This window comes from Nocardioides marinisabuli, assembly GCF_013466785.1.
Lineage (GTDB): Bacteria > Actinomycetota > Actinomycetes > Propionibacteriales > Nocardioidaceae > Nocardioides > Nocardioides marinisabuli.
Genome location: NZ_CP059163.1, coordinates 687,876 through 704,636, shown reverse-complemented (window position 1 = coordinate 704,636; position 16,761 = coordinate 687,876). Strand labels below are relative to the sequence as shown.

General features: G+C 73.6%; 19 protein-coding genes. 13 read left to right on the top strand and 6 right to left on the bottom strand.

What is annotated here, in order from left to right:
* Positions 1-68 precede the first annotated feature (68 nt).
* On the top strand, positions 69-1,115 hold the full coding sequence (gene tsaD / locus H0S66_RS03280) for a tRNA (adenosine(37)-N6)-threonylcarbamoyltransferase complex transferase subunit TsaD (protein WP_370463683.1): 1,047 nt from the start codon (positions 69-71) through the stop codon (positions 1,113-1,115).
* 14 nt (positions 1,116-1,129) lie between these two features.
* Here tsaD and H0S66_RS03275 read toward each other — a convergent pair whose 3' ends face one another.
* Both H0S66_RS03275 and H0S66_RS03270 read right to left on the bottom strand, forming a co-directional pair.
* Entirely contained in the window at positions 1,130-2,359 is a 1,230-nt protein-coding gene (locus tag H0S66_RS03275; protein ID WP_179614125.1) for a hypothetical protein, read from the bottom strand.
* A gap of 125 nt (positions 2,360-2,484) precedes the next feature.
* Entirely contained in the window at positions 2,485-2,907 is a 423-nt protein-coding gene (locus H0S66_RS03270; RefSeq protein WP_179614124.1) for a hypothetical protein, read from the bottom strand.
* A gap of 219 nt (positions 2,908-3,126) precedes the next feature.
* On the opposite strand from H0S66_RS03270, the gene H0S66_RS03265 reads away from it, so the two are divergent.
* The 3 genes from H0S66_RS03265 to H0S66_RS03255 all read left to right on the top strand — a co-directional run bounded on the left by H0S66_RS03265 (position 3,127) and on the right by H0S66_RS03255 (position 4,966).
* The gene (locus H0S66_RS03265) at positions 3,127-3,717 is read left to right on the top strand and encodes a hypothetical protein (RefSeq protein WP_180923777.1); all 591 of its coding nucleotides are present in this window, start codon (positions 3,127-3,129) and stop codon (positions 3,715-3,717) included.
* 196 nt (positions 3,718-3,913) lie between these two features.
* Entirely contained in the window at positions 3,914-4,324 is a 411-nt protein-coding gene (locus H0S66_RS03260; RefSeq protein WP_179614122.1) for a hypothetical protein, read from the top strand.
* A gap of 261 nt (positions 4,325-4,585) precedes the next feature.
* Positions 4,586-4,966, top strand: a complete 381-nt coding sequence (locus H0S66_RS03255) for a hypothetical protein (RefSeq protein WP_179614121.1) — start codon at positions 4,586-4,588, stop codon at positions 4,964-4,966.
* A gap of 18 nt (positions 4,967-4,984) precedes the next feature.
* On the opposite strand, the gene H0S66_RS03250 is transcribed toward H0S66_RS03255, so the two are convergent.
* Positions 4,985-6,166 (bottom strand): hypothetical protein, encoded by a 1,182-nt coding sequence (locus H0S66_RS03250; protein WP_179614120.1) that lies wholly within the window; start codon positions 6,164-6,166, stop codon positions 4,985-4,987.
* On the bottom strand, positions 6,163-6,753 hold the full coding sequence (locus H0S66_RS03245; RefSeq protein WP_179614119.1) for a SigE family RNA polymerase sigma factor: 591 nt from the start codon (positions 6,751-6,753) through the stop codon (positions 6,163-6,165). The genes H0S66_RS03250 and H0S66_RS03245 overlap by 4 nt, the downstream gene beginning before the upstream one ends.
* 129 nt (positions 6,754-6,882) lie before the next feature.
* On the opposite strand from H0S66_RS03245, the gene H0S66_RS03240 reads away from it, so the two are divergent.
* Positions 6,883-7,995 carry an S-(hydroxymethyl)mycothiol dehydrogenase gene (locus H0S66_RS03240; RefSeq protein WP_179614118.1) on the top strand — a complete coding sequence of 371 codons (1,113 nt, stop codon included), beginning with the start codon at positions 6,883-6,885 and terminating at the stop codon, positions 7,993-7,995.
* A complete protein-coding gene (locus H0S66_RS03235; protein ID WP_179614117.1) occupies positions 7,995-8,609 on the top strand; it encodes an MBL fold metallo-hydrolase in 615 nt (204 codons plus the stop codon). The genes H0S66_RS03240 and H0S66_RS03235 overlap by 1 nt, the downstream gene beginning before the upstream one ends.
* A gap of 17 nt (positions 8,610-8,626) precedes the next feature.
* On the opposite strand, the gene H0S66_RS03230 is transcribed toward H0S66_RS03235, so the two are convergent.
* Positions 8,627-9,796 (bottom strand): class I SAM-dependent methyltransferase, encoded by a 1,170-nt coding sequence (locus H0S66_RS03230; protein ID WP_179614116.1) that lies wholly within the window; start codon positions 9,794-9,796, stop codon positions 8,627-8,629.
* A 195-nt stretch (positions 9,797-9,991) separates the two neighbouring features.
* On the opposite strand from H0S66_RS03230, the gene groES reads away from it, so the two are divergent.
* The 6 genes from groES (at position 9,992) to H0S66_RS03200 (ending at position 14,194) form a co-directional block, all read left to right on the top strand.
* Positions 9,992-10,288 carry a co-chaperone GroES gene (gene groES / locus H0S66_RS03225; RefSeq protein ID WP_179614115.1) on the top strand — a complete coding sequence of 99 codons (297 nt, stop codon included), beginning with the start codon at positions 9,992-9,994 and terminating at the stop codon, positions 10,286-10,288.
* A 99-nt stretch (positions 10,289-10,387) separates the two neighbouring features.
* On the top strand, positions 10,388-12,010 hold the full coding sequence (groL, locus tag H0S66_RS03220) for a chaperonin GroEL (RefSeq protein WP_179614114.1): 1,623 nt from the start codon (positions 10,388-10,390) through the stop codon (positions 12,008-12,010).
* Between the two features lie 169 nt (positions 12,011-12,179).
* Entirely contained in the window at positions 12,180-12,761 is a 582-nt protein-coding gene (locus H0S66_RS03215; RefSeq protein WP_179614113.1) for a hypothetical protein, read from the top strand.
* A complete protein-coding gene (locus tag H0S66_RS03210; RefSeq protein ID WP_179614112.1) occupies positions 12,758-13,489 on the top strand; it encodes a hypothetical protein in 732 nt (243 codons plus the stop codon). The genes H0S66_RS03215 and H0S66_RS03210 overlap by 4 nt, the downstream gene beginning before the upstream one ends.
* A 1-nt stretch (position 13,490) precedes the next feature.
* On the top strand, positions 13,491-13,898 hold the full coding sequence (locus H0S66_RS03205) for a hypothetical protein (RefSeq protein WP_179614111.1): 408 nt from the start codon (positions 13,491-13,493) through the stop codon (positions 13,896-13,898).
* On the top strand, positions 13,895-14,194 hold the full coding sequence (locus tag H0S66_RS03200; RefSeq protein WP_179614110.1) for a hypothetical protein: 300 nt from the start codon (positions 13,895-13,897) through the stop codon (positions 14,192-14,194). The genes H0S66_RS03205 and H0S66_RS03200 overlap by 4 nt, the downstream gene beginning before the upstream one ends.
* Before the next feature lie 10 nt (positions 14,195-14,204).
* Here the strand turns inward: H0S66_RS03200 and H0S66_RS03195 are convergent, their stop codons facing one another.
* The gene (locus H0S66_RS03195) at positions 14,205-15,692 is read right to left on the bottom strand and encodes a hypothetical protein (RefSeq protein WP_179614109.1); all 1,488 of its coding nucleotides are present in this window, start codon (positions 15,690-15,692) and stop codon (positions 14,205-14,207) included.
* Positions 15,693-15,802: 110 nt separating this feature from the next.
* Between H0S66_RS03195 and H0S66_RS03190 the strand changes: the two genes are divergently transcribed.
* Entirely contained in the window at positions 15,803-16,717 is a 915-nt protein-coding gene (locus H0S66_RS03190) for a GNAT family N-acetyltransferase (protein ID WP_179614108.1), read from the top strand.
* Positions 16,718-16,761 lie beyond the last annotated feature (44 nt).

Sequence of the window (16,761 nt, the reverse complement as noted above, 5' to 3'; positions counted from 1 at the left end):
GATCATGCCCGGCGCGTGGTCGCGATCTGGCCGCGGGGCCGCTGCGGTCGCGTGCGACGATGAGCGGTGTGAGCGAACCGCTGGTGCTGGGGATCGAGACGTCCTGCGACGAGACCGGGGTCGGGATCGTGCGCGGCCACACGCTGCTGGCCGACGCGGTCGCGAGCAGCGTCGACGAGCACGCCCGCTTCGGCGGCGTGGTGCCCGAGGTGGCCAGCCGGGCCCACCTCGAGGCGATGGTGCCGACGATCGAGCGGGCCTGCGAGACCGCGGGCGTCTCGCTGCACGACGTCGACGCGATCGCGGTCACCAACGGGCCGGGCCTGGCCGGGGCGTTGCTCGTCGGGGTCGCCTCGGCGAAGGCGCTGGCGCTGGGCCTGGGCAAGCCGCTCTACGGCGTCAACCACCTCGCCTCCCACGTCGCGGTCGACCAGCTCGAGCACGGGCCGCTGCCCGAGCCGTGCCTGGCGATGCTGGTCAGCGGCGGCCACTCCAGCCTGCTGCGCGTCGAGGACGTCACCGTCGGGGTCGACCCGATGGGCGAGACGATCGACGACGCGGCGGGGGAGGCCTTCGACAAGGTGGCCCGCCTGCTCGGGCTGCCGTTCCCCGGCGGCCCGCACATCGACCGGGTGGCGCGCGAGGGCGACAGCGTCGCCATCGACTTCCCGCGCGGCCTGACCGCGCGACGTGACCTCGAGCGGCACCGCTTCGACTTCTCGTTCTCGGGTCTCAAGACGGCCGTGGCGCGCTGGGTCGAGGCGCGCGAGCGCGCCGGCGAGCCCGTGCCGGTCGCCGACGTGGCGGCCTCCTTCCAGGAGGCGGTCTGCGACGTGCTGGTGCGCAAGGCGCTCGACGCCGCGGCCAGCGAGGGCATCGACCACCTGCTCATCGGTGGCGGCGTCGCTGCCAACTCGCGGCTGCGCCACTTGGCCGAGGAGCGCGCCGAGCGGCTCGGCATCCGGGTGCGGGTGCCGCGTCCGGGCCTGTGCACCGACAACGGTGCGATGGTCGCCGCGCTCGGCGCCGAGATGGTGGCCCGGGGGCGCACCCCCTCCTCGCTCGACCTGCCGGCCGACTCCAGCCTGCCGGTCTCCTCGGTGCTCGCCGGCTGAGCCGCCGCCCGGGCTCAGTCGAGGACGGGGGCGTGTCCCTCGTCGTCGGTCCAGTCGTCCTCGGTGGCGAAGAAGGCCTGCTCGGGACGGTCGGCGTCGCGGTTGCGACCGCGGCCGGCGCCACCTGCCGCGCCAGCAGCGCCCCGCCCGCCGGCAGCACCACGCCCGGCAGCACCACGCCCGCCAGCAGCACCGGCCGAGCCGGCAGCGCGTGCACCAGCCTGTGCGGAGCCGCCGCGTGCGCCGCCGCCCGAGCGAGTGCTCGTGGCCCCGGTCGCCGCTCCACGACCTGCAGCGGCCGGCGTGCCGGTCGCCCCGGCGCTGCGGCCCAGGGTGGCCCCGCCCGAGGTGGGTCCGGCGCCGATGGCACGTGCGGCGGCGGGGCGCCCGGCCGTCGACCCGGCGGCCGCGCCGCCCACCGGCGCGACGGAGGCCCCGCCGGCGAGGCGTCCGCCGAGGAGCGCCGCCCCACCCATCACGGCGCTGCCGGCGATGCCGCCCCCGATGCCTGCGGTCAGCCCGCCGATGCCACCCGTGCCGCCCGCACCGGTCGAGCCAGGGTCCGCGGGCTGCGTGAACGGGTTGCCGCCGTCCTCGGGGGCGTCCGCGCCCGTGCTCTGCTGATCTGGGTCGCTCGAGCCGGTGTCGTCGGGATCGGAGCCACCGGCGTCGAGGGTGTCGCCGGTCGGTGCCTGCTGGGTGCCGGTCGGGTGGACGTGCGCGCTGCCCCCGGGGTGGCCCGCTGCGACGCTGCCGCCGGTCGGGGCGGTCCCGCCCGCGCCACCGCCGCCACCAGCACCCGCGCCGGAGCCGGCGGCGTCACGCATGACCCGCTCGTCGGGCTCGCCGTGGATGCGGCGCATCACCTCGGCCGACTCGGCGTACGTCGTGTCGACCTGGTCGGCGCGCTGCTTGGCGCGCATCTCGCGGTCGGCCATCGCGGCGTTGTAGGCGCCCAGGTCGCGGCCGTAGCGCTGCTCGGCACGCAGCGTTTCGGGGGTCTCCGGCATGCCGGGGGTCCGCTCGGGGGGCTGGGGCTGGGTGGGTGCGCTGGCGTCGAGGAGGCGCTGCTCGTGGGCGGCGGCCATCAGTGCCGAGTTGGCGCGACCGACCGCTTCGGCGGCGTCCCGCATCTGCTTGCTGCGCTGCGCCGCCTTGTCGGCCACCTTGGTGAAGGCATCGACGGCGGCCCTGCTGACCTCGGAGGACTCACCGAACCCGGCGCGCACGTCGGTGACGGCCATGGAGAGGACTGTCTGTATCTGCAGCAGCTCGTCTGCGCCAGATCGCCACCGCTCGGCTGACACGGCCAAGTCGGGGAAGTGAGCTCCCGACACGGTGCGTCGCAGGCGCTCCTCCTGCTGGCCCATCAGGCGTCTCCGCCGTGCTCGTTGCGGGCCCGGTCGTAGGCCGCCTCGCTCTGCGGGGTGAGCGAGGCCTCGGCGAGCATCTCGACGACCCGCTGGGTGGCCACCATGGTCTCCGCCGAGTCCTCGTCGGCGCGCCGGATGAGGCGGGCGGCCTCGTTGACGCTCTCGGCGAAGGCCTCGAGGTCGCGGACGATGCCCTGCACGGTCTCGGCCATCACCTGCTGGGCCCGGTCGTGGTGCAGCCCCAGCTCCTGGGCCCGGTCACCGCGCCCGAGCGAGGGCATGGCGATCGGGGCGTCGGCGGCGAACTGGCGCGCCCAGTCGCCCTCGCTGTTCTCGCGCAGGAAGGAGATGACCCGGTCGATGGTCGTCTGCTCGACGGCCACGTACTGCATGGCCGCTGAGAGTCCTGCGAAGTACATGCTGGGGCTCCGGGTGTGTCGGCTGTTCGTGCGGGTGCACACACCAGGTCGTTCCCCGGTGCGGCCAGGGTAAAACCTGGGCTTCGACCCGCACGACCGGCCTGCGCGACCCCCGCGGTCGTGCTCTCGTCACACGCGCGACGTCGACGAGGTGTCAAAGGCTCGTGCACGGGGTACCAGGATGCGAGCAATCCCCGCCGCCCGAGTCTCGGAGTGTCTGTGAAGAAGCATCTGGTCGTCGCCCCACTGCTGTGCGTGGCGTTCACGGTGGGCGGGTGCGGTGCGGGCGACGAGACCCCCGTCGCCGACGATGCCACGCCCGCGTCGACACCGACGGGGTCGAGCGCCCCGACGGAGCCCGAGCCGACGGCCCCGGAGGTTCCTCCGGCGACCGGCGCCAGGCTCACGTTGCCCTCGGCGGCTGTGCGGGTGCCCGATGACGACTGGGTCGCCCGACCCGCCGACCAGGGGTCGGGTGGCGCCTTCCTCCTCAACGGCAGAGGTGGGGTGACACTGATGGAGGTGCCGACCCTGACCGACGACCCGGACCTCGACCACCTGGTCGAGCTGACCCTGGACAGCGCCAAGGCCAACAACCCGTTCCCGATGCGGTTGGGGGAGCCTCGTGAGGTCGACGGGGTGGAGATGCCGCTGATCGAGGGCAGCGGCGGGGGGAAGCACGTGACGATCCTGCGATCGGTCGTCCTCGACCCGGCGGCCACGATCCTCCTCGAGCTGCGGACCACGGGCCCGGCCTCGCTTCACCGCGAGCGGCTGGAGTCGATGCTGGCGACCTGGCGATGGCGCTGACGAGGTGCAGGAGCGTCAGATGAGAGCGATCGTCGCCACCCTGCTGTGCGTGGCGCTCGCGGTGAGTGGGTGCGGTGCGGGCGACGAGGACTCCGTCACCGACGACGCCACGTCCCCATCAGCATCGCCGGCATCGAGCGCCCCGGCGGAGGTCGAGGTCACGGCCCCGGAGGTACCTGCGGCGTCGGGTACCCGCTTGAGGTTCCCGTCGGCGCAGCTGCGGCTGCCCGACCAGACGTGGACGGCCAAGCCGGCGGACAAGGGCTCGGGTGGCGGCTACGCCCCGCGCCTCTCGGGCCAGCTGTTCCTCAACGAGGTGCCCACCATCACCAACGACCCCGACCTCGACGAGCTGCTGGACCTCTCGTTGGCCGACGCCAACCGCAACGAGTCCTTCGCCGTGCGGCTGGGTCCGGCGCGTGATCTCGACGGGGTGTCCGTCGCGGTCCTCGAGGGCAGCGGTGGGGGCGGGCACCTGGTCCGCTTCGAGACGGTCGTGCTCGAGCCGCAGCCGGCGTACCTGACCTTGGAGATCCGCACCACCGGGTCCGCCGCGCTGCACCGCGAGCGCGTCGAGGCCGTCGTCGCCTCGTGGCAGTGGCGCTGACGTGCGGGTCGCGAGGAACCACCGGCTGGACACACCAGGATCGGAGACCACATGAAGAAGCACCATCTCGCCCCACTCCTGCTGTGCACGGCACTCGTCGTGGCCGGGTGCTCCGGGGGTGACGACGGCTCGGCTCCCGGTGGTGCGACACCTCCAGCGGCGCCCGCGACGCCGAGCACGCCCACGGAGCCCGAGTCGTCAGCCCCGGCGGTGCCTCCGGCGACCGGCACCAGGCTCGCCCTGCCGTCGGCGGCTGTGCGGGTGCCTGACGACGACTGGGTCACCGAGGCGGCCGACACGGGGGCCGGAGGCGCCTACCTGCTGGACGGCAGCGGTGGTCTGACGCTGCTGGAGGTCCCGACGCTGACCGACGACCCGGACCTGGACCACCTGGTCGAGCTGACCCTGGACAACGCGAAGGCCGACAACCCCTTCCCGATGCGGTTGGGGGAGCCTCGTGAGGTCGACGGGGTGGAGATGCCGCTGATCGAGGGCAAGGGCGGGGGCAAGCACGTGACGATCCTGCGATCGGTCGTCCTCGACCCGGCGGCCACGATCCTCTTCAGCCTGCGGACCACGGGCCCGGCGTCGCTGCACCGCGAGCGGCTGGAGTCGATCCTCGCGACCTGGCGCTGGCGCTGAGCCGTACGCGCGGCCGGGTCACCGGGACATGTGGAACTCCGACTCGATCTCGGGGTTCCCGCCCTGGACCGGCCCCGCGACCGTGGTGGGCTCGCTGCCGTCCAGAGGCACCTCGAGCAGCGACCACTGGTCGTCGCGCAGGCCGGCGACCGAGACCAGCAGCGCGTCGGGGGAGGCCCAACCGGCCGAGTCGACCACCCGGCTCCCGCCGGGCTCGTAGTCCAGCACCGTCTCCAGCGACAGGTCGAGGACCCGCAGGTCGCCCAGCATCCCGTTCTCGGCGAAGGCGGCCTCGACGTAGCGGCCGTCGGGGGAGAAGAACAGCCCCCAGGCGTCGCACGACCGGGCCTTGGTGGTGGCGGCGACGACGTCGTACAGACCGACGCAGCCGTACTGGGTGAACTCGTCGGCCGGCTGCTCGGAGAAGGACCACAGGCTGCCGTCGGGGCTCACGTCGTCGACGCGCACCGCGATGTCGATGTCGAGGGGCTCGACGCCGTCCCGCGTGACCACGTGCTGGGTGGTGTTCCCGTCGCCGGTGAGCACCGAGCAGCCCCCGGCGGCGCAGCCGCTGCCCAGCACGGCGTCGACCGAGCGGTAGCCGCCACGCTCGACCGGCGGGCTGGCCAGCACCGTCGGCTCCGCCGTGCCCGACTCGAGCACCCGCACGGCGCCGTCGTCACCGATCCAGGCCGCCGTGTCGCTGGTCGCGCCGACGACGATGTGGTTGATCTCGGCGGCGTACGACGCCTGCGCCTCGCCGTCGGCGCCCAGGACGAGGATCTCGGCCCCACCGTTGGGGACTGCCACGACCCGCCCGTCGCCGAGCACGGCGTACTCGATCACCTGGTCGTCGGGCAGCTCGAGCTCGGTGGTGGTGCCGTCGGGACGGGTCAGGGTGCTGCCCTGCAGCACCGAGGAGCTCGGTGCGGTGCCGGCGTCGACCGCCTCGGTGGCCGACTCCGAGGGGCCGGCCGGGTCGGGTGCACCGGTGCGGTCCAGGGTGCCGCCCAGCAGCAGCGCCGAGGGCACCGCGACCGCAGCGGCCGCTGCCGCGACTCCGGCGACCAGCGCGTGCCGGCGGCGACGGATGCCGCGGGCGCGGCCCTGCACGTCGGCGAGCGTGAAGGGGGCGTCGTGCAGGCCGGCGACCTGGCGCTCCAGCGCCGCGCCGATCTCGTGGCTGTCGTTGCTGTTCATCGCTCCTCCTCCCGGGGGTGCAGGTGGTCGGGTGTGCGCTCGCGCAGCATGCTCATCGCCCGGCTCGTCTGGGACTTCACGGTGCCGGTCGAGATGCCGAGGGTCTCGGCGGTCTCGGCCTCGCTGAGCTGCTCGTAGTAGCGCAGCACCACCACGGCCCGCGCCTTCGGCGGCAGCGAGCGGACGACCTCCCACAGCGCCGCGGACCGGCCCTCGTCGTAGGTGTCGTGGTGGGCGGTCGTCTCCGGGACCTGGTCGGTGGGCCGCTCACGGCGGTGCCACGGGCGCCGCCACGCCGACGTGGTCTCGTTGACGATGATGCGCCGCACGTAGGCGTCGACCGCGCCCCGGTCGCGGACCTCGTCCCACGACAGGTAGAGCTTGGCCAGCGCGGTCTGCAGGACGTCCTCGGCCTGGTGCCGGTCGCCGCAGACCAGGTACGCCGTGCGCAGCAGCGCCGCCTGGCGTGCCGCGAGGTACTCGGTGAACTCGGCGTCGCGCCGCTCGCTCCTGCTGCGCACCCGCGCCTGGTCGGTGTCCACCGCGCTCACCTCCTCGGCCCCCCGGGCCGGTGCTGGTGCCTGCATCGTCTCCTCCTCGGTCCCACACCCACCAGACGCAGCGTCGGCAGGGATGGTTGGAATCGCCTGCCCCGGGGGTGCCCTCGCCCTCGTGGATGGGGTTGCATGGGTGCGGAGCCAACGAGAGGACCGAGCATGCAGCAGGTGAAGGCAGTCGTCGCGCGCGCCAAGGGCGCGCCCGTCGAGGTGACCACGATCAACGTCCCCGACCCCGGGCCGGGTGAGGCGGTGGTGCAGGTGCAGACCTGCGGGGTCTGCCACACCGACCTGCACTACCGCGAGGGCGGGATCAACGACGAGTTCCCGTTCCTGCTGGGCCACGAGGCCGCGGGCGTCGTGGAGTCCGTCGGCGAGGGCGTCACCAGCGTCGCCCCCGGCGACTTCGTGGTGCTCAACTGGCGTGCGGTCTGCGGCGACTGCCGGGCCTGCGACCGGGGCGAGCCGCAGTACTGCTTCAACACCCACAACGCGACCCAGAAGATGACGCTCGCCGAGGGTGACGACGCCGGCACCGAGCTGTCGCCGGCGCTGGGCATCGGTGCGTTCGCCGAGAAGACCCTCGTCGCAGCAGGCCAGTGCACCAAGGTCGACCCCGCGGCCCGCCCGGCCGCCGTCGGCCTGCTCGGCTGTGGCGTGATGGCCGGCATCGGCGCCGCCATCAACACCGGGCAGACCACCCGCGGGCGCTCCGCCGCGGTGATCGGCTGCGGCGGCGTCGGCGTCGCGGCGGTCGCTGGCGCGGCCCTCTCGGGAGCCAGCCCGGTCATCGCCGTCGACATCGACCCCAAGAAGCTCGAGAAGGCCCGCGAGCTCGGTGCCACGCACACCGTGGACTCCTCGCAGGTCGACCCGGTCGAGGAGATCAAGCGCATCTGCGCCGAGACCTACCCGGGCGCCGAGGGTGCCGACGTGGTGATCGAGGCGGTCGGTCGCCCGGAGACCTGGAAGCAGGCGTTCTACGCCCGCGACCTGGCCGGCACCGTGGTCCTGGTCGGCGTGCCCACCCCGGAGATGAAGGTGCCCGAGCTGCCGCTCATCGACGTCTTCGGACGCGGCGGCGCGCTGAAGTCGAGCTGGTACGGCGACTGCCTGCCCAGCCGCGACTTCCCGATGCTCACCGACCTCTACACCTCCGGGCGCCTCGACCTCGACGCGTTCGTGACCGAGGAGATCGGCATCGACGACGTCGAGGCCGCCTTCGACAAGATGCACACGGGTGACGTCCTGCGCTCGGTGGTGGTGCTCTGATGACCGCACGGGTGGACCACGCCGTCGTCTCGGGGACCTTCTCGCTCGACGGGGAGACCCACGAGGTCGACAACAACATCTGGGTCGTGGGCGACGACGACGAGTGCGTCGTCATCGACGCCCCCCACGACGTCGACGCGATCATGGCGGTGGTGGGGGAGCGTGCCGTGCGCGCGATCCTGCTGACCCACGCCCACGACGACCACAGCCGCGTCGCGCCCGAGCTGCGCGAGCGGGTGGTGGCGCCGATCATGCTGCACCCCGACGACCGCCCGCTGTGGGAGCTCACCCACACCGACCACCTCTGGGACGTCGACCTGGGTGACGGCTTCGAGATCCTGGTCGGCGGCGTGCGGCTGCAGGCCATCCACACCCCGGGCCACGCCCCGGGCGCGGTCTGCTTCCACGCCCCCTCGCTGGGCTGCGTCTTCACCGGCGACACCCTCTTCCAGGGCGGGCCCGGCGCGACCGGGCGCTCCTTCAGCGACGAGGACGTCATCAAGGCGTCGATCCGCGAGCGGCTCTTCGCGCTGCCCGAGGAGACCGTGGTGCACACCGGCCACGGCGACGACACCACCATCGGTGCGGAGAAGGCGGCGCTCGGCGCCTCCTGACAGCGCTTCCGGACGGCTCAGAGGGGGCGCACGAGCAGCGCGGTCCCGGCGCCGGCGACCCGGGTCAGCACGATCGTGGCCTCGGCGTCGCCGGCGAGGGCGAGGCGCTTGCGCAGCTCCTCGGGGACGACGTCGACCCCGCGCTTCTTGATCGTCAGCCGGCCCACGCCGCGCTCGCGCAGGGCCGCGCGCAGCGCCTTCTCGCGGTAGGGCAGCTCCTCGAGCACCTCGTAGCCGCGGGCGAAGGGCGTGCGGGCGGCCGTCTGGTCCGCGTCGGTGGTGACGTAGGCGATGTGCTCGTCGAGCAGCCCGCCCTCGCACGCCGCGGCCACCGCGGTCACCAGCCCCGCCCGGATGACCGCACCGTCGGGCTCGTAGAGGAAGCGGCCCACCGGTCGTACGCCGGCGCCCGGGTCGTCCTCGTCGGTGAGGGTCGCCAGGCCGCCGTCGCCGATCACGGTCGCCCGACGGCGCGTGGTGGCCAGGCGCCCCGACCACAGGGCGGCCTCCTTGACCTCGCCGTGGTCGCTGACCCACTCGGCCTCGACGCCCTCGGGCACCAGGTCGTGGGGGATGCCCGGCGCGACCTTGACGCACGAGTCGCGGGCCAGCAGCGACTCGACGAACGACCACGGCGGCGTCCAGTCGTCGACGTCGAAGCTGCGCCCGCGCGCCGAGCGGCGGGCGGGGTCGGCGTACGCGACGTCGAAGGGGGAGGTGTCGAGGGTGGTGGCGTCGACGACGCTGACCACCCCGTCGAGCCCGAGCGCGGCCAGGTTGGCCCCGGCGACCGCGACCCGCACCGGGTCGAGGTCGACGCCGACGCTGACGATCCCGGTCTCGGCGGCGGCGAGGAGGTCGCCGCCGATGCCGCAGCCCAGGTCGACCAGGCTCAGGGCGTCGAAGGCCCGCAGCCGCGCCGCGCGGTGCCGCGCCACGCTGAGCCGCGTCGCCTGCTCGAGGCCGTCGGGGGTGAAGTAGAGCCGAGCGGCGAGGTCGCCGAACTTGGCCACGGCCCGGCGCCGCAGCCCGGCCTGGGTGAGCGCGGCGGCCGCGTGCTCGGCGCCGGCGTGGCGGCGCAGCGCGGTCTGGGCGCGCAGCGGGTCGCTCGGGTCGAGCTCCTCGGCGCGGGCCAGGAGGGCCTGGCCGTCGTCGGTGAGCAGCCACCGGAAGGCGTCGAGGTCCATCCGGCGATCCTGTCACCGACGGCCTGCTCTGGCACTCCTCAGGGGGGAGTGCTAGTTTTTGAGCTGGCACTCTCCTGGTGAGTGTGCCAACGCCCACCAGGTCGGCGCGAGCCCCGCGACGGCGTGCCCGTGCCTGGAGGCACTCCTACGTTTCCACCCAGCCAACGCGTGCAAGAAAGTGGAGGTCGATCCAACGTGTCGATCAACATCAAGCCCCTCGAGGACCGCATCGTCGTGAAGACGCTCGAGGCCGAGCAGACCACCGCCTCGGGTCTCGTCATCCCCGACACGGCCAAGGAGAAGCCCCAGGAGGGCGAGGTCGTGGCCGTGGGCCCGGGCCGCTTCAACGAGGACGGCGACGAGCGCGTCCCCATGGACATCTCCGTGGGCGACAAGGTCATCTACAGCAAGTACGGCGGCACCGAGGTGAAGTACGGCGGCGAGGAGCTGCTGATCCTCTCGGCGCGCGACGTCCTCGCGATCGTCAACTGATCCACCGGCCCGGGCGTCATGCCGACCGGTCGCCCTGCGACCTGCGTCGCATGGCGCCCGGGTCCGTTTCCTCCACACCACTGACCTAGGAGCATCCGCATGCCCAAGATCCTGGAGTTCGACGAGAACGCCCGCCGCGCGCTCGAGCGCGGCGTCGACGCCCTCGCCAACGCCGTCAAGGTGACCCTCGGCCCCAAGGGCCGCTACGTCGTCCTCGACAAGAAGTGGGGCGCCCCCACGATCACCAACGACGGTGTGACCGTCGCGCGTGAGATCGAGCTGGACGACCCGTTCGAGAACCTCGGTGCCCAGCTCACCAAGGAGGTCGCCACCAAGACCAACGACGTCGCCGGTGACGGCACGACCACCGCGACGGTGCTGGCGCAGGCCATGGTCCACGAGGGCCTGCGCTCGGTCGCGGCCGGCGCGAACCCGATGGGCCTCAAGCGCGGCATGGACCTGGCGGCCAAGGCCGTCGGCGACGCCCTGCTCGAGTCGGCCCGCGAGGTCGACTCGGTGGAGGACATGGCCTCGGTGGCCACCATCTCCAGCCGCGACAAGGTCATCGGCGACCTGCTCTCGCAGGCCTTCGACAAGGTCGGCAAGGACGGTGTCATCACCGTCGAGGAGTCCAGCACCATGGGCACCGAGCTCGACTTCACCGAGGGCATGCAGTTCGACAAGGGCTACCTGTCGCAGTACTTCGTGACCGACCCCGAGCGCATGGAGGCCGTCCTCGACGACCCCTACATCCTCCTGCACCAGGGCAAGATCTCGGCGATCGCCGAGCTGCTGCCGCTGCTGGAGAAGGTCATCGCCGCCGGCAAGCCGCTCTTCATCCTCGCCGAGGACGTCGAGGGCGAGGCCCTCTCGACCCTGGTCGTCAACAAGATCCGCGGCACGTTCAACGCCGTCGCGGTCAAGAGCCCCGCCTTCGGTGACCGCCGCAAGGCGATGATGCAGGACATCGCGACCCTGACCGGTGGTCAGGTCATCGCCCCCGAGGTCGGCCTCAAGCTCGACCAGGTCGGGCTCGAGGTGCTGGGCCAGGCCCGCCGCGTCGTGATCACCAAGGACAACACGACCATCGTCGACGGTGCCGGCGACGCCTCCGCCGTCGAGGGCCGCGTCAACCAGATCAAGGCCGAGATCGAGAACACCGACTCCGACTGGGACCGCGAGAAGCTCCAGGAGCGCCTCGCCAAGCTCGCCGGCGGTGTCTGCGTGATCAAGGTCGGCGCCGCCACCGAGGTGGAGCTGAAGGAGAAGAAGCACCGCATCGAGGACGCCGTCTCCGCGACGCGCGCCGCGATCGAGGAGGGCATCGTCCCCGGTGGTGGCTCCGCGCTGATCCACGCCGTCTCGGTGCTCGACGACGACCTCGGCCTCACCGGCGACGAGGCCGTCGGTGTGCGCATCGTGCGCAAGTCGGCCGACGAGCCGCTGCGCTGGATCGCCGAGAACGGCGGCGTCAACGGCTACGTCGTGACCACCAAGGTCCGCGAGATGGGCGTCGGCAACGGCTACAACGCCGCCACCGAGGAGTACGGCGACCTGGTCGCCCAGGGCGTCCTGGACCCGGTCAAGGTCACCCGCTCCGCGCTGGTCAACGCCACCTCGATCGCCGGCATGCTGCTGACGACCGAGACGCTGGTCGTCGACAAGCCCGAGGACGAGGACGAGTCCGCCGCCGGCGGCCACGGCCACGGCCACGGTCACTGATCGGCACTGATCGGCACTGGTCCACCCGCGGCGCAGCACGCACCGCACCGCACGACGGCCCGTCCGGGGAGACCCGGGCGGGCCGTCGTCGCGTCTGCGTCAGGTTTTACCCGGGCACGCGCCGGGTAGGTCGACGGTGTCCGGGTAGGTCGAGCGAGGCGGCGGGTGCATGGGTGACGAGGTCAGGGTCTCCGAGCAGGGGGTGCGCCAGCTCGTGAGCGCCGCGCACGAGCAGTACCTCAACCTCTCCGAGGCCAGCGGGTTCGCCGCCCAGGCGGGGCTGGGCGACACCGGTGCCTTCCGAGGCATCCTCGGGCTCTTCCGCGGGACCTACGAGGACGCCTGGGCCGCACTCTCGCAAGCCCTCGACGAGGGGCTCCAGGACGCCCAGGAGCTGTCGGTGCGCATGGACGCCGCACTGGAGGATCTGCTCGCCACCGACCACCACATCCAGCGCGACCTCGACCTGATCCGCACCGACGTCACCGATGCCGACGAGGTCCACCTGCCCGCGGGCGGCGACCCGATCCCGGGGACGCCGACCGCGGTGAGTCACCTCAACACCATCACCTCCACGCCCTGGCACCTGCCCGGCCCGCAGCCCCCGACCTGGGCCGGTGAGTCCACGACCGGAGCGCCCGTCAGCCTGGCCAGTGAGACCGCGAGCATGGCGGGTCACGCCTCCGACACCGGCGACGCGATGACCACCGACGACGACATCGACGACTTCCTCGAGGAGCACGACCAGTGAGCGCCCTGGGACTGGGCCTGGTCGACTCGTCCGCGGTGCTGGTGCCGCGCACCGACGGCACCGAGGGTGCGCTCATCGACGACCTGCGCGACAGCTGCGGCTTCGTGATCCAGGGCATCGACTGGGTGTGCCGACAGTTCGGCTTCGACCTGGTCCAGGCGATCTTCGACCCCATCGCGGGCGACTACGACGCCGTGGACGCCATGACCGCCAACTGGGCGGTTCTCGGTGAGGGTCTGGGCGCCATCGGTCAGAACTTCGCCGCCATCTCCGGGGCGCTGCCCGAGGTCTGGGGCGGGGCGGCCGCCGACGCCGCCGGGCTGCGCGTGGCCGATGCCGCGCAGGCGTGGGACACCGCCGCGGAGGGCACCTCGCTCATCTCCGCGGCGATGCAGGACATGCTGGTGGCGACGAAGGCGGCGGTCGAGGTCGTCGCCGAGATGCTGAGCATGATCGACGACGTCGTCCTCAAGGTGGCTGCCAGCGCACTCGGCTGGGCGAAGGAGATCGCTACCGGCGGGGCGAGCTGTCGCAAGGTGATCAGCCTGGTGAACCGCGCCATCGAGGTGGTCCGCAGGTTGGAGACGATCATCCCACCGCTCCTGCAGGCGTGCGCGATGATGGCCCGGATGATGAAGGCCGTGCGCGCTCTCTTCCAGCTGACCAGCGCGGCCACCAGCACCTACAACGGGGCGCGGGCCGACGACGTGGCCCAGGCGGCGTACTGACATGGGGACGCAGGACGAGCTGGCCGAGCTGCGCACCGCCGCCGCCCGGCTGCGTGAGCAGGCCGCCGCCGTCACTCGCGAGATGCACGAGGTCCGCGACGCGCTGCGCTCCGAGCGGGAGCGCCTGCACCGTGAGCGCCTCGAGGAGGAACGCCGCTCGACCGAGGTCCGCTGGCGCGGTGAGCTGCCGCCGGAGCGAGCCGCCGTGGCGCTGCGGGTGGAGCGCGGCGAGACGACCTGGCGCGACGTGGTGAGCGGGCGCGACGAGCACTCCTCGGCCCGGGCCTTCCGGACCGTCTTCGCGCACGAGGTCGAGGTTGCCGTGCAGGACCTGCGGGACAACGACCCCGAGTTCCGCGCCGAGCACGACGACGCGCTCCTGCGCGCCGGCGCCCAGGAGGAGTCGTGAGCAGCACCCCGGTGGCACCCGGACTCAAGGACGCGTTCGCGCATCGGTGGCGCACCGCCGGCTTCGGCAGCCAGTCGCGGCTCATGTCGGGCGTGATCGCGCTGGTGTTCTTCGTCTTCGTGCACGCCTTCGCCTACGTCGAGGTCGGTGCCCGGCTGAGCCTGGTGGCTCTCGCGCTGATCCCGGTGGCGGGGTACGTCCTGGTGCGCGGGTGGGCCTACTGGTCGATCCCGTGGCTGGTCGTCGGCATCGCGTTCGCGTTCGCGGTGACCGCCGGGCCGTTCTACTTCCTGTGACGCATCCGGCTCAGCCGTGGCAGCGCGGTTCCGGGGCGGGCCGCTCGACGTCGCGGCGCACGTAGACGCGGTGGTCCCCGCACGCGCCGCCCACCTCGACGTAGTGCTCGTCGAGGACCTCGCGCAGCCGGGCACCCGCCTCGGGGGTCCAGGCACCCAGGTGGACCCACTCCACGAACCACGTGGGCCGCCGCGGTGAGGCCAGCAGCCCCCGCAGCCGCTCCAGCCCGGGGTCGAGGGTGCGCATCGGCAGGCTCCACAGGTAGGGGTAGGGCGAGGCCATGCCGCTGGTCAGCTGCAGGTCGGCGCGCCCGCCGAAGACGGTGAGGGTGTCGTGCGGCTCCGCGGCTGCGGCCAGCGCGGCCCCGGTGTCGGTCTCGTCGAGCTCCTGGCGGTCGAGCACCTGCACCCCGCCCCACACCACGAACGAGACCGCGCTCGACACCGCGGTGGCCGCCACCACCGCCCGCATCGCCAGGCCCCGCTTCGAGCGTCGCCGCACCAGCAGCGCGGCGGCCAGGGCCGTCGAGGGCACGAGCGCGAAGAGGTAGTCGCGCCAGTAGGAGCCGCTGGCGGCCAGGGCCAGGGTGTCGGCCCCCAGCATCGCCAGCACCGCCCAGGTCACGGCCGCGTCGCGCCCGACCTCGTCGCGCACGTGCACCAGCAGCCCGCCGATCACCGCCACCATCCCGGCGCCGGCCGCGACCAGCACCAGCCCGACCGCCCGCTCGCCCGGTGCCGAGGCCGGCTGCTCGGCCAGCACGGCCGAGGCGTCGGCGCGGAAGCCCCACACGGCGTACGACAGCACCTCGAGCCGTACGCCGGCGCCCCAGGCCCAGCCGATCGTCGCCAGCACCGGCACCGCGGCCCCCGCCAGCGCCGCCGCAGCCAGCGCGGCCCCGCGGCGCGCCGCGACCTCGCGCGTGAGGACCGCCACCACCAGCAGCACCGCCCCGAAGACCAACCCGCCCACGAGGCTCTGCTTGTAGCCCAGCGCCGTCGCCGAGACCGCCCCCGCGGCCCCGGCCAGGAGCAGGGAGCGCGCACCGGTGGCCCGACGGAGGGCCAGCAGCGCGAGCAGGCACCCGCCCACCACCAGCGGCAGCCCCAGCAGCTCGCCCTTGGCGGCCACCACGTCGATCAGGGGCGTCACGCACAGCGCCGCGACCAGCACCGCGGTCCAGCGCGCCGCCACGTCACCGGCGACCAGCCGCGCCGTCGCCGCGGCCAGCACCACCAGCGCAGCGGCCGCCAGGGCGCCGAGCACCCGCACCGCGAGCGGTCCGGCCAGCCAGTCGGTCAACCCGTAGGTCGCGACCAGCATCGGCGGCCGGTCGACGAAGTAGGGGCCGTAGAGGCTGTCGGCCGAGGGGGCCCAGGCCCGGGCCACCAGCGTGAAGCCGGCCTCGTCGCCGCGCACCGGTCGCAGCAGTCCGACCAGGCGGAGCGACCCAGCGACCAGGGCCACCAGCAGCACGGTGCGCCGCTCCTGGCCCATCGCGCCCCCTCGAGGTCATCGCCTGACGCACGTCCGAAACGTCCGTGCAACGTCGGTGCGTCAACGTAGTACCTCCGCCACCGGAGCGGGCCCGTCGAGGAGGAGCGCCCATGTTGTGGAAGGTGCGGGCCAGCTCGCCGGACCGGCCCGGAGGGCTCGCAGCGCTCACGCAGCGCTGCGCCGAGGCCGACGTCGACATCCGGGGCATGCAGGTCTTCCCGGGTGTCGACGAGGTCACCGACGAGGTGGTGATGGAGGTGCCGCCCACCTGGGGCGAGGCCGACGTGGCGGTGCTCGTCGAGTCCGCCGGCTGGCGCCACGTCTTCTCCACGCCCTGCACGGGCGAGGCGCTCACCGACCAGCCCACCCGCTACGTCGAGGCGGCTCGCCGGGTGCTGGCCGCCCCCGAGTCGTTCCCCGAGGTGGTGGCCCGGCTCTTCGACACCGAGCCCGACCAGGGCGCCGGCGGTGACGTGCTGGAGATGACCGTGGGCGACGTGCTGGTGCAGGTGCGCCGCGCCACCCCCTTCACCGACACCGAGCGGGCCCGCGGGGTGGCGGTCGCCGAGCTCGTCACCGACGTGCTGCGCCGCGGCCGGCCCGAGCCCGCGATGGCCTCCCCGGTCGCCGGCCGGCGCCTCGGCGACGGCGCGCGCCCGTCGTACGTCGTGGAGGGGCGGGTGGTCTCGGCGCTGGTCGCCGACGTCGTCGTCGGTCGCGCCACGCTCGGCGAGCCCGGGGCCGACGGCGTCGACGAGGGCTGCCTCGACCTGGTGCTGCGCGTCGACCCGGCCTGGCGCCGGCGCGGGGTGGGCACCCGGCTGCTGGTCGCCGCGTCGCGGCTCGCGCTGACCTACGGCGCCGAGGAGGTCCACCTCAGCACCACCGCCGACAACCGCGCCGTGCTGCCGCTGGTGCTCGCGGCCGGGCTGCGGGGCCGCATCCGGCTGGCCTCCGACCAGCTCACGGTGCGGGTGCCGGTGCAGGGCCTGCGGCCGCTGGGGGCCGGGGCCCCCGCGGTGTGACGCGGGACGCCCCCACCGCGCTCGGCGGCCGGGTGCCCCGGCCG

What these genes read in the sequence shown, in the direction of transcription:
- H0S66_RS03245 (WP_179614119.1), bottom strand. Translation starts at nt 6,753, where the DNA reads ATGCAGGCACCAGCACCGGCCCGGGGGGCCGAGGAGGTGAGCGCGGTG.
- H0S66_RS03235 (WP_179614117.1), top strand. Translation starts at nt 7,995, where the DNA reads ATGACCGCACGGGTGGACCACGCCGTCGTCTCGGGGACCTTCTCGCTC.
- H0S66_RS03250 (WP_179614120.1), bottom strand. Translation starts at nt 6,166, where the DNA reads ATGAACAGCAACGACAGCCACGAGATCGGCGCGGCGCTGGAGCGCCAG.
- H0S66_RS03270 (WP_179614124.1), bottom strand. Translation starts at nt 2,907, where the DNA reads ATGTACTTCGCAGGACTCTCAGCGGCCATGCAGTACGTGGCCGTCGAG.
- H0S66_RS03240 (WP_179614118.1), top strand. Translation starts at nt 6,883, where the DNA reads ATGCAGCAGGTGAAGGCAGTCGTCGCGCGCGCCAAGGGCGCGCCCGTC.
- H0S66_RS03275 (WP_179614125.1), bottom strand. Translation starts at nt 2,359, where the DNA reads ATGGCCGTCACCGACGTGCGCGCCGGGTTCGGTGAGTCCTCCGAGGTC.
- H0S66_RS03195 (WP_179614109.1), bottom strand. Translation starts at nt 15,692, where the DNA reads ATGGGCCAGGAGCGGCGCACCGTGCTGCTGGTGGCCCTGGTCGCTGGG.
- H0S66_RS03190 (WP_179614108.1), top strand. Translation starts at nt 15,803, where the DNA reads ATGTTGTGGAAGGTGCGGGCCAGCTCGCCGGACCGGCCCGGAGGGCTC.
- H0S66_RS03215 (WP_179614113.1), top strand. Translation starts at nt 12,180, where the DNA reads ATGGGTGACGAGGTCAGGGTCTCCGAGCAGGGGGTGCGCCAGCTCGTG.
- H0S66_RS03230 (WP_179614116.1), bottom strand. Translation starts at nt 9,796, where the DNA reads ATGGACCTCGACGCCTTCCGGTGGCTGCTCACCGACGACGGCCAGGCC.
- groL (WP_179614114.1), top strand. Translation starts at nt 10,388, where the DNA reads ATGCCCAAGATCCTGGAGTTCGACGAGAACGCCCGCCGCGCGCTCGAG.
- H0S66_RS03205 (WP_179614111.1), top strand. Translation starts at nt 13,491, where the DNA reads ATGGGGACGCAGGACGAGCTGGCCGAGCTGCGCACCGCCGCCGCCCGG.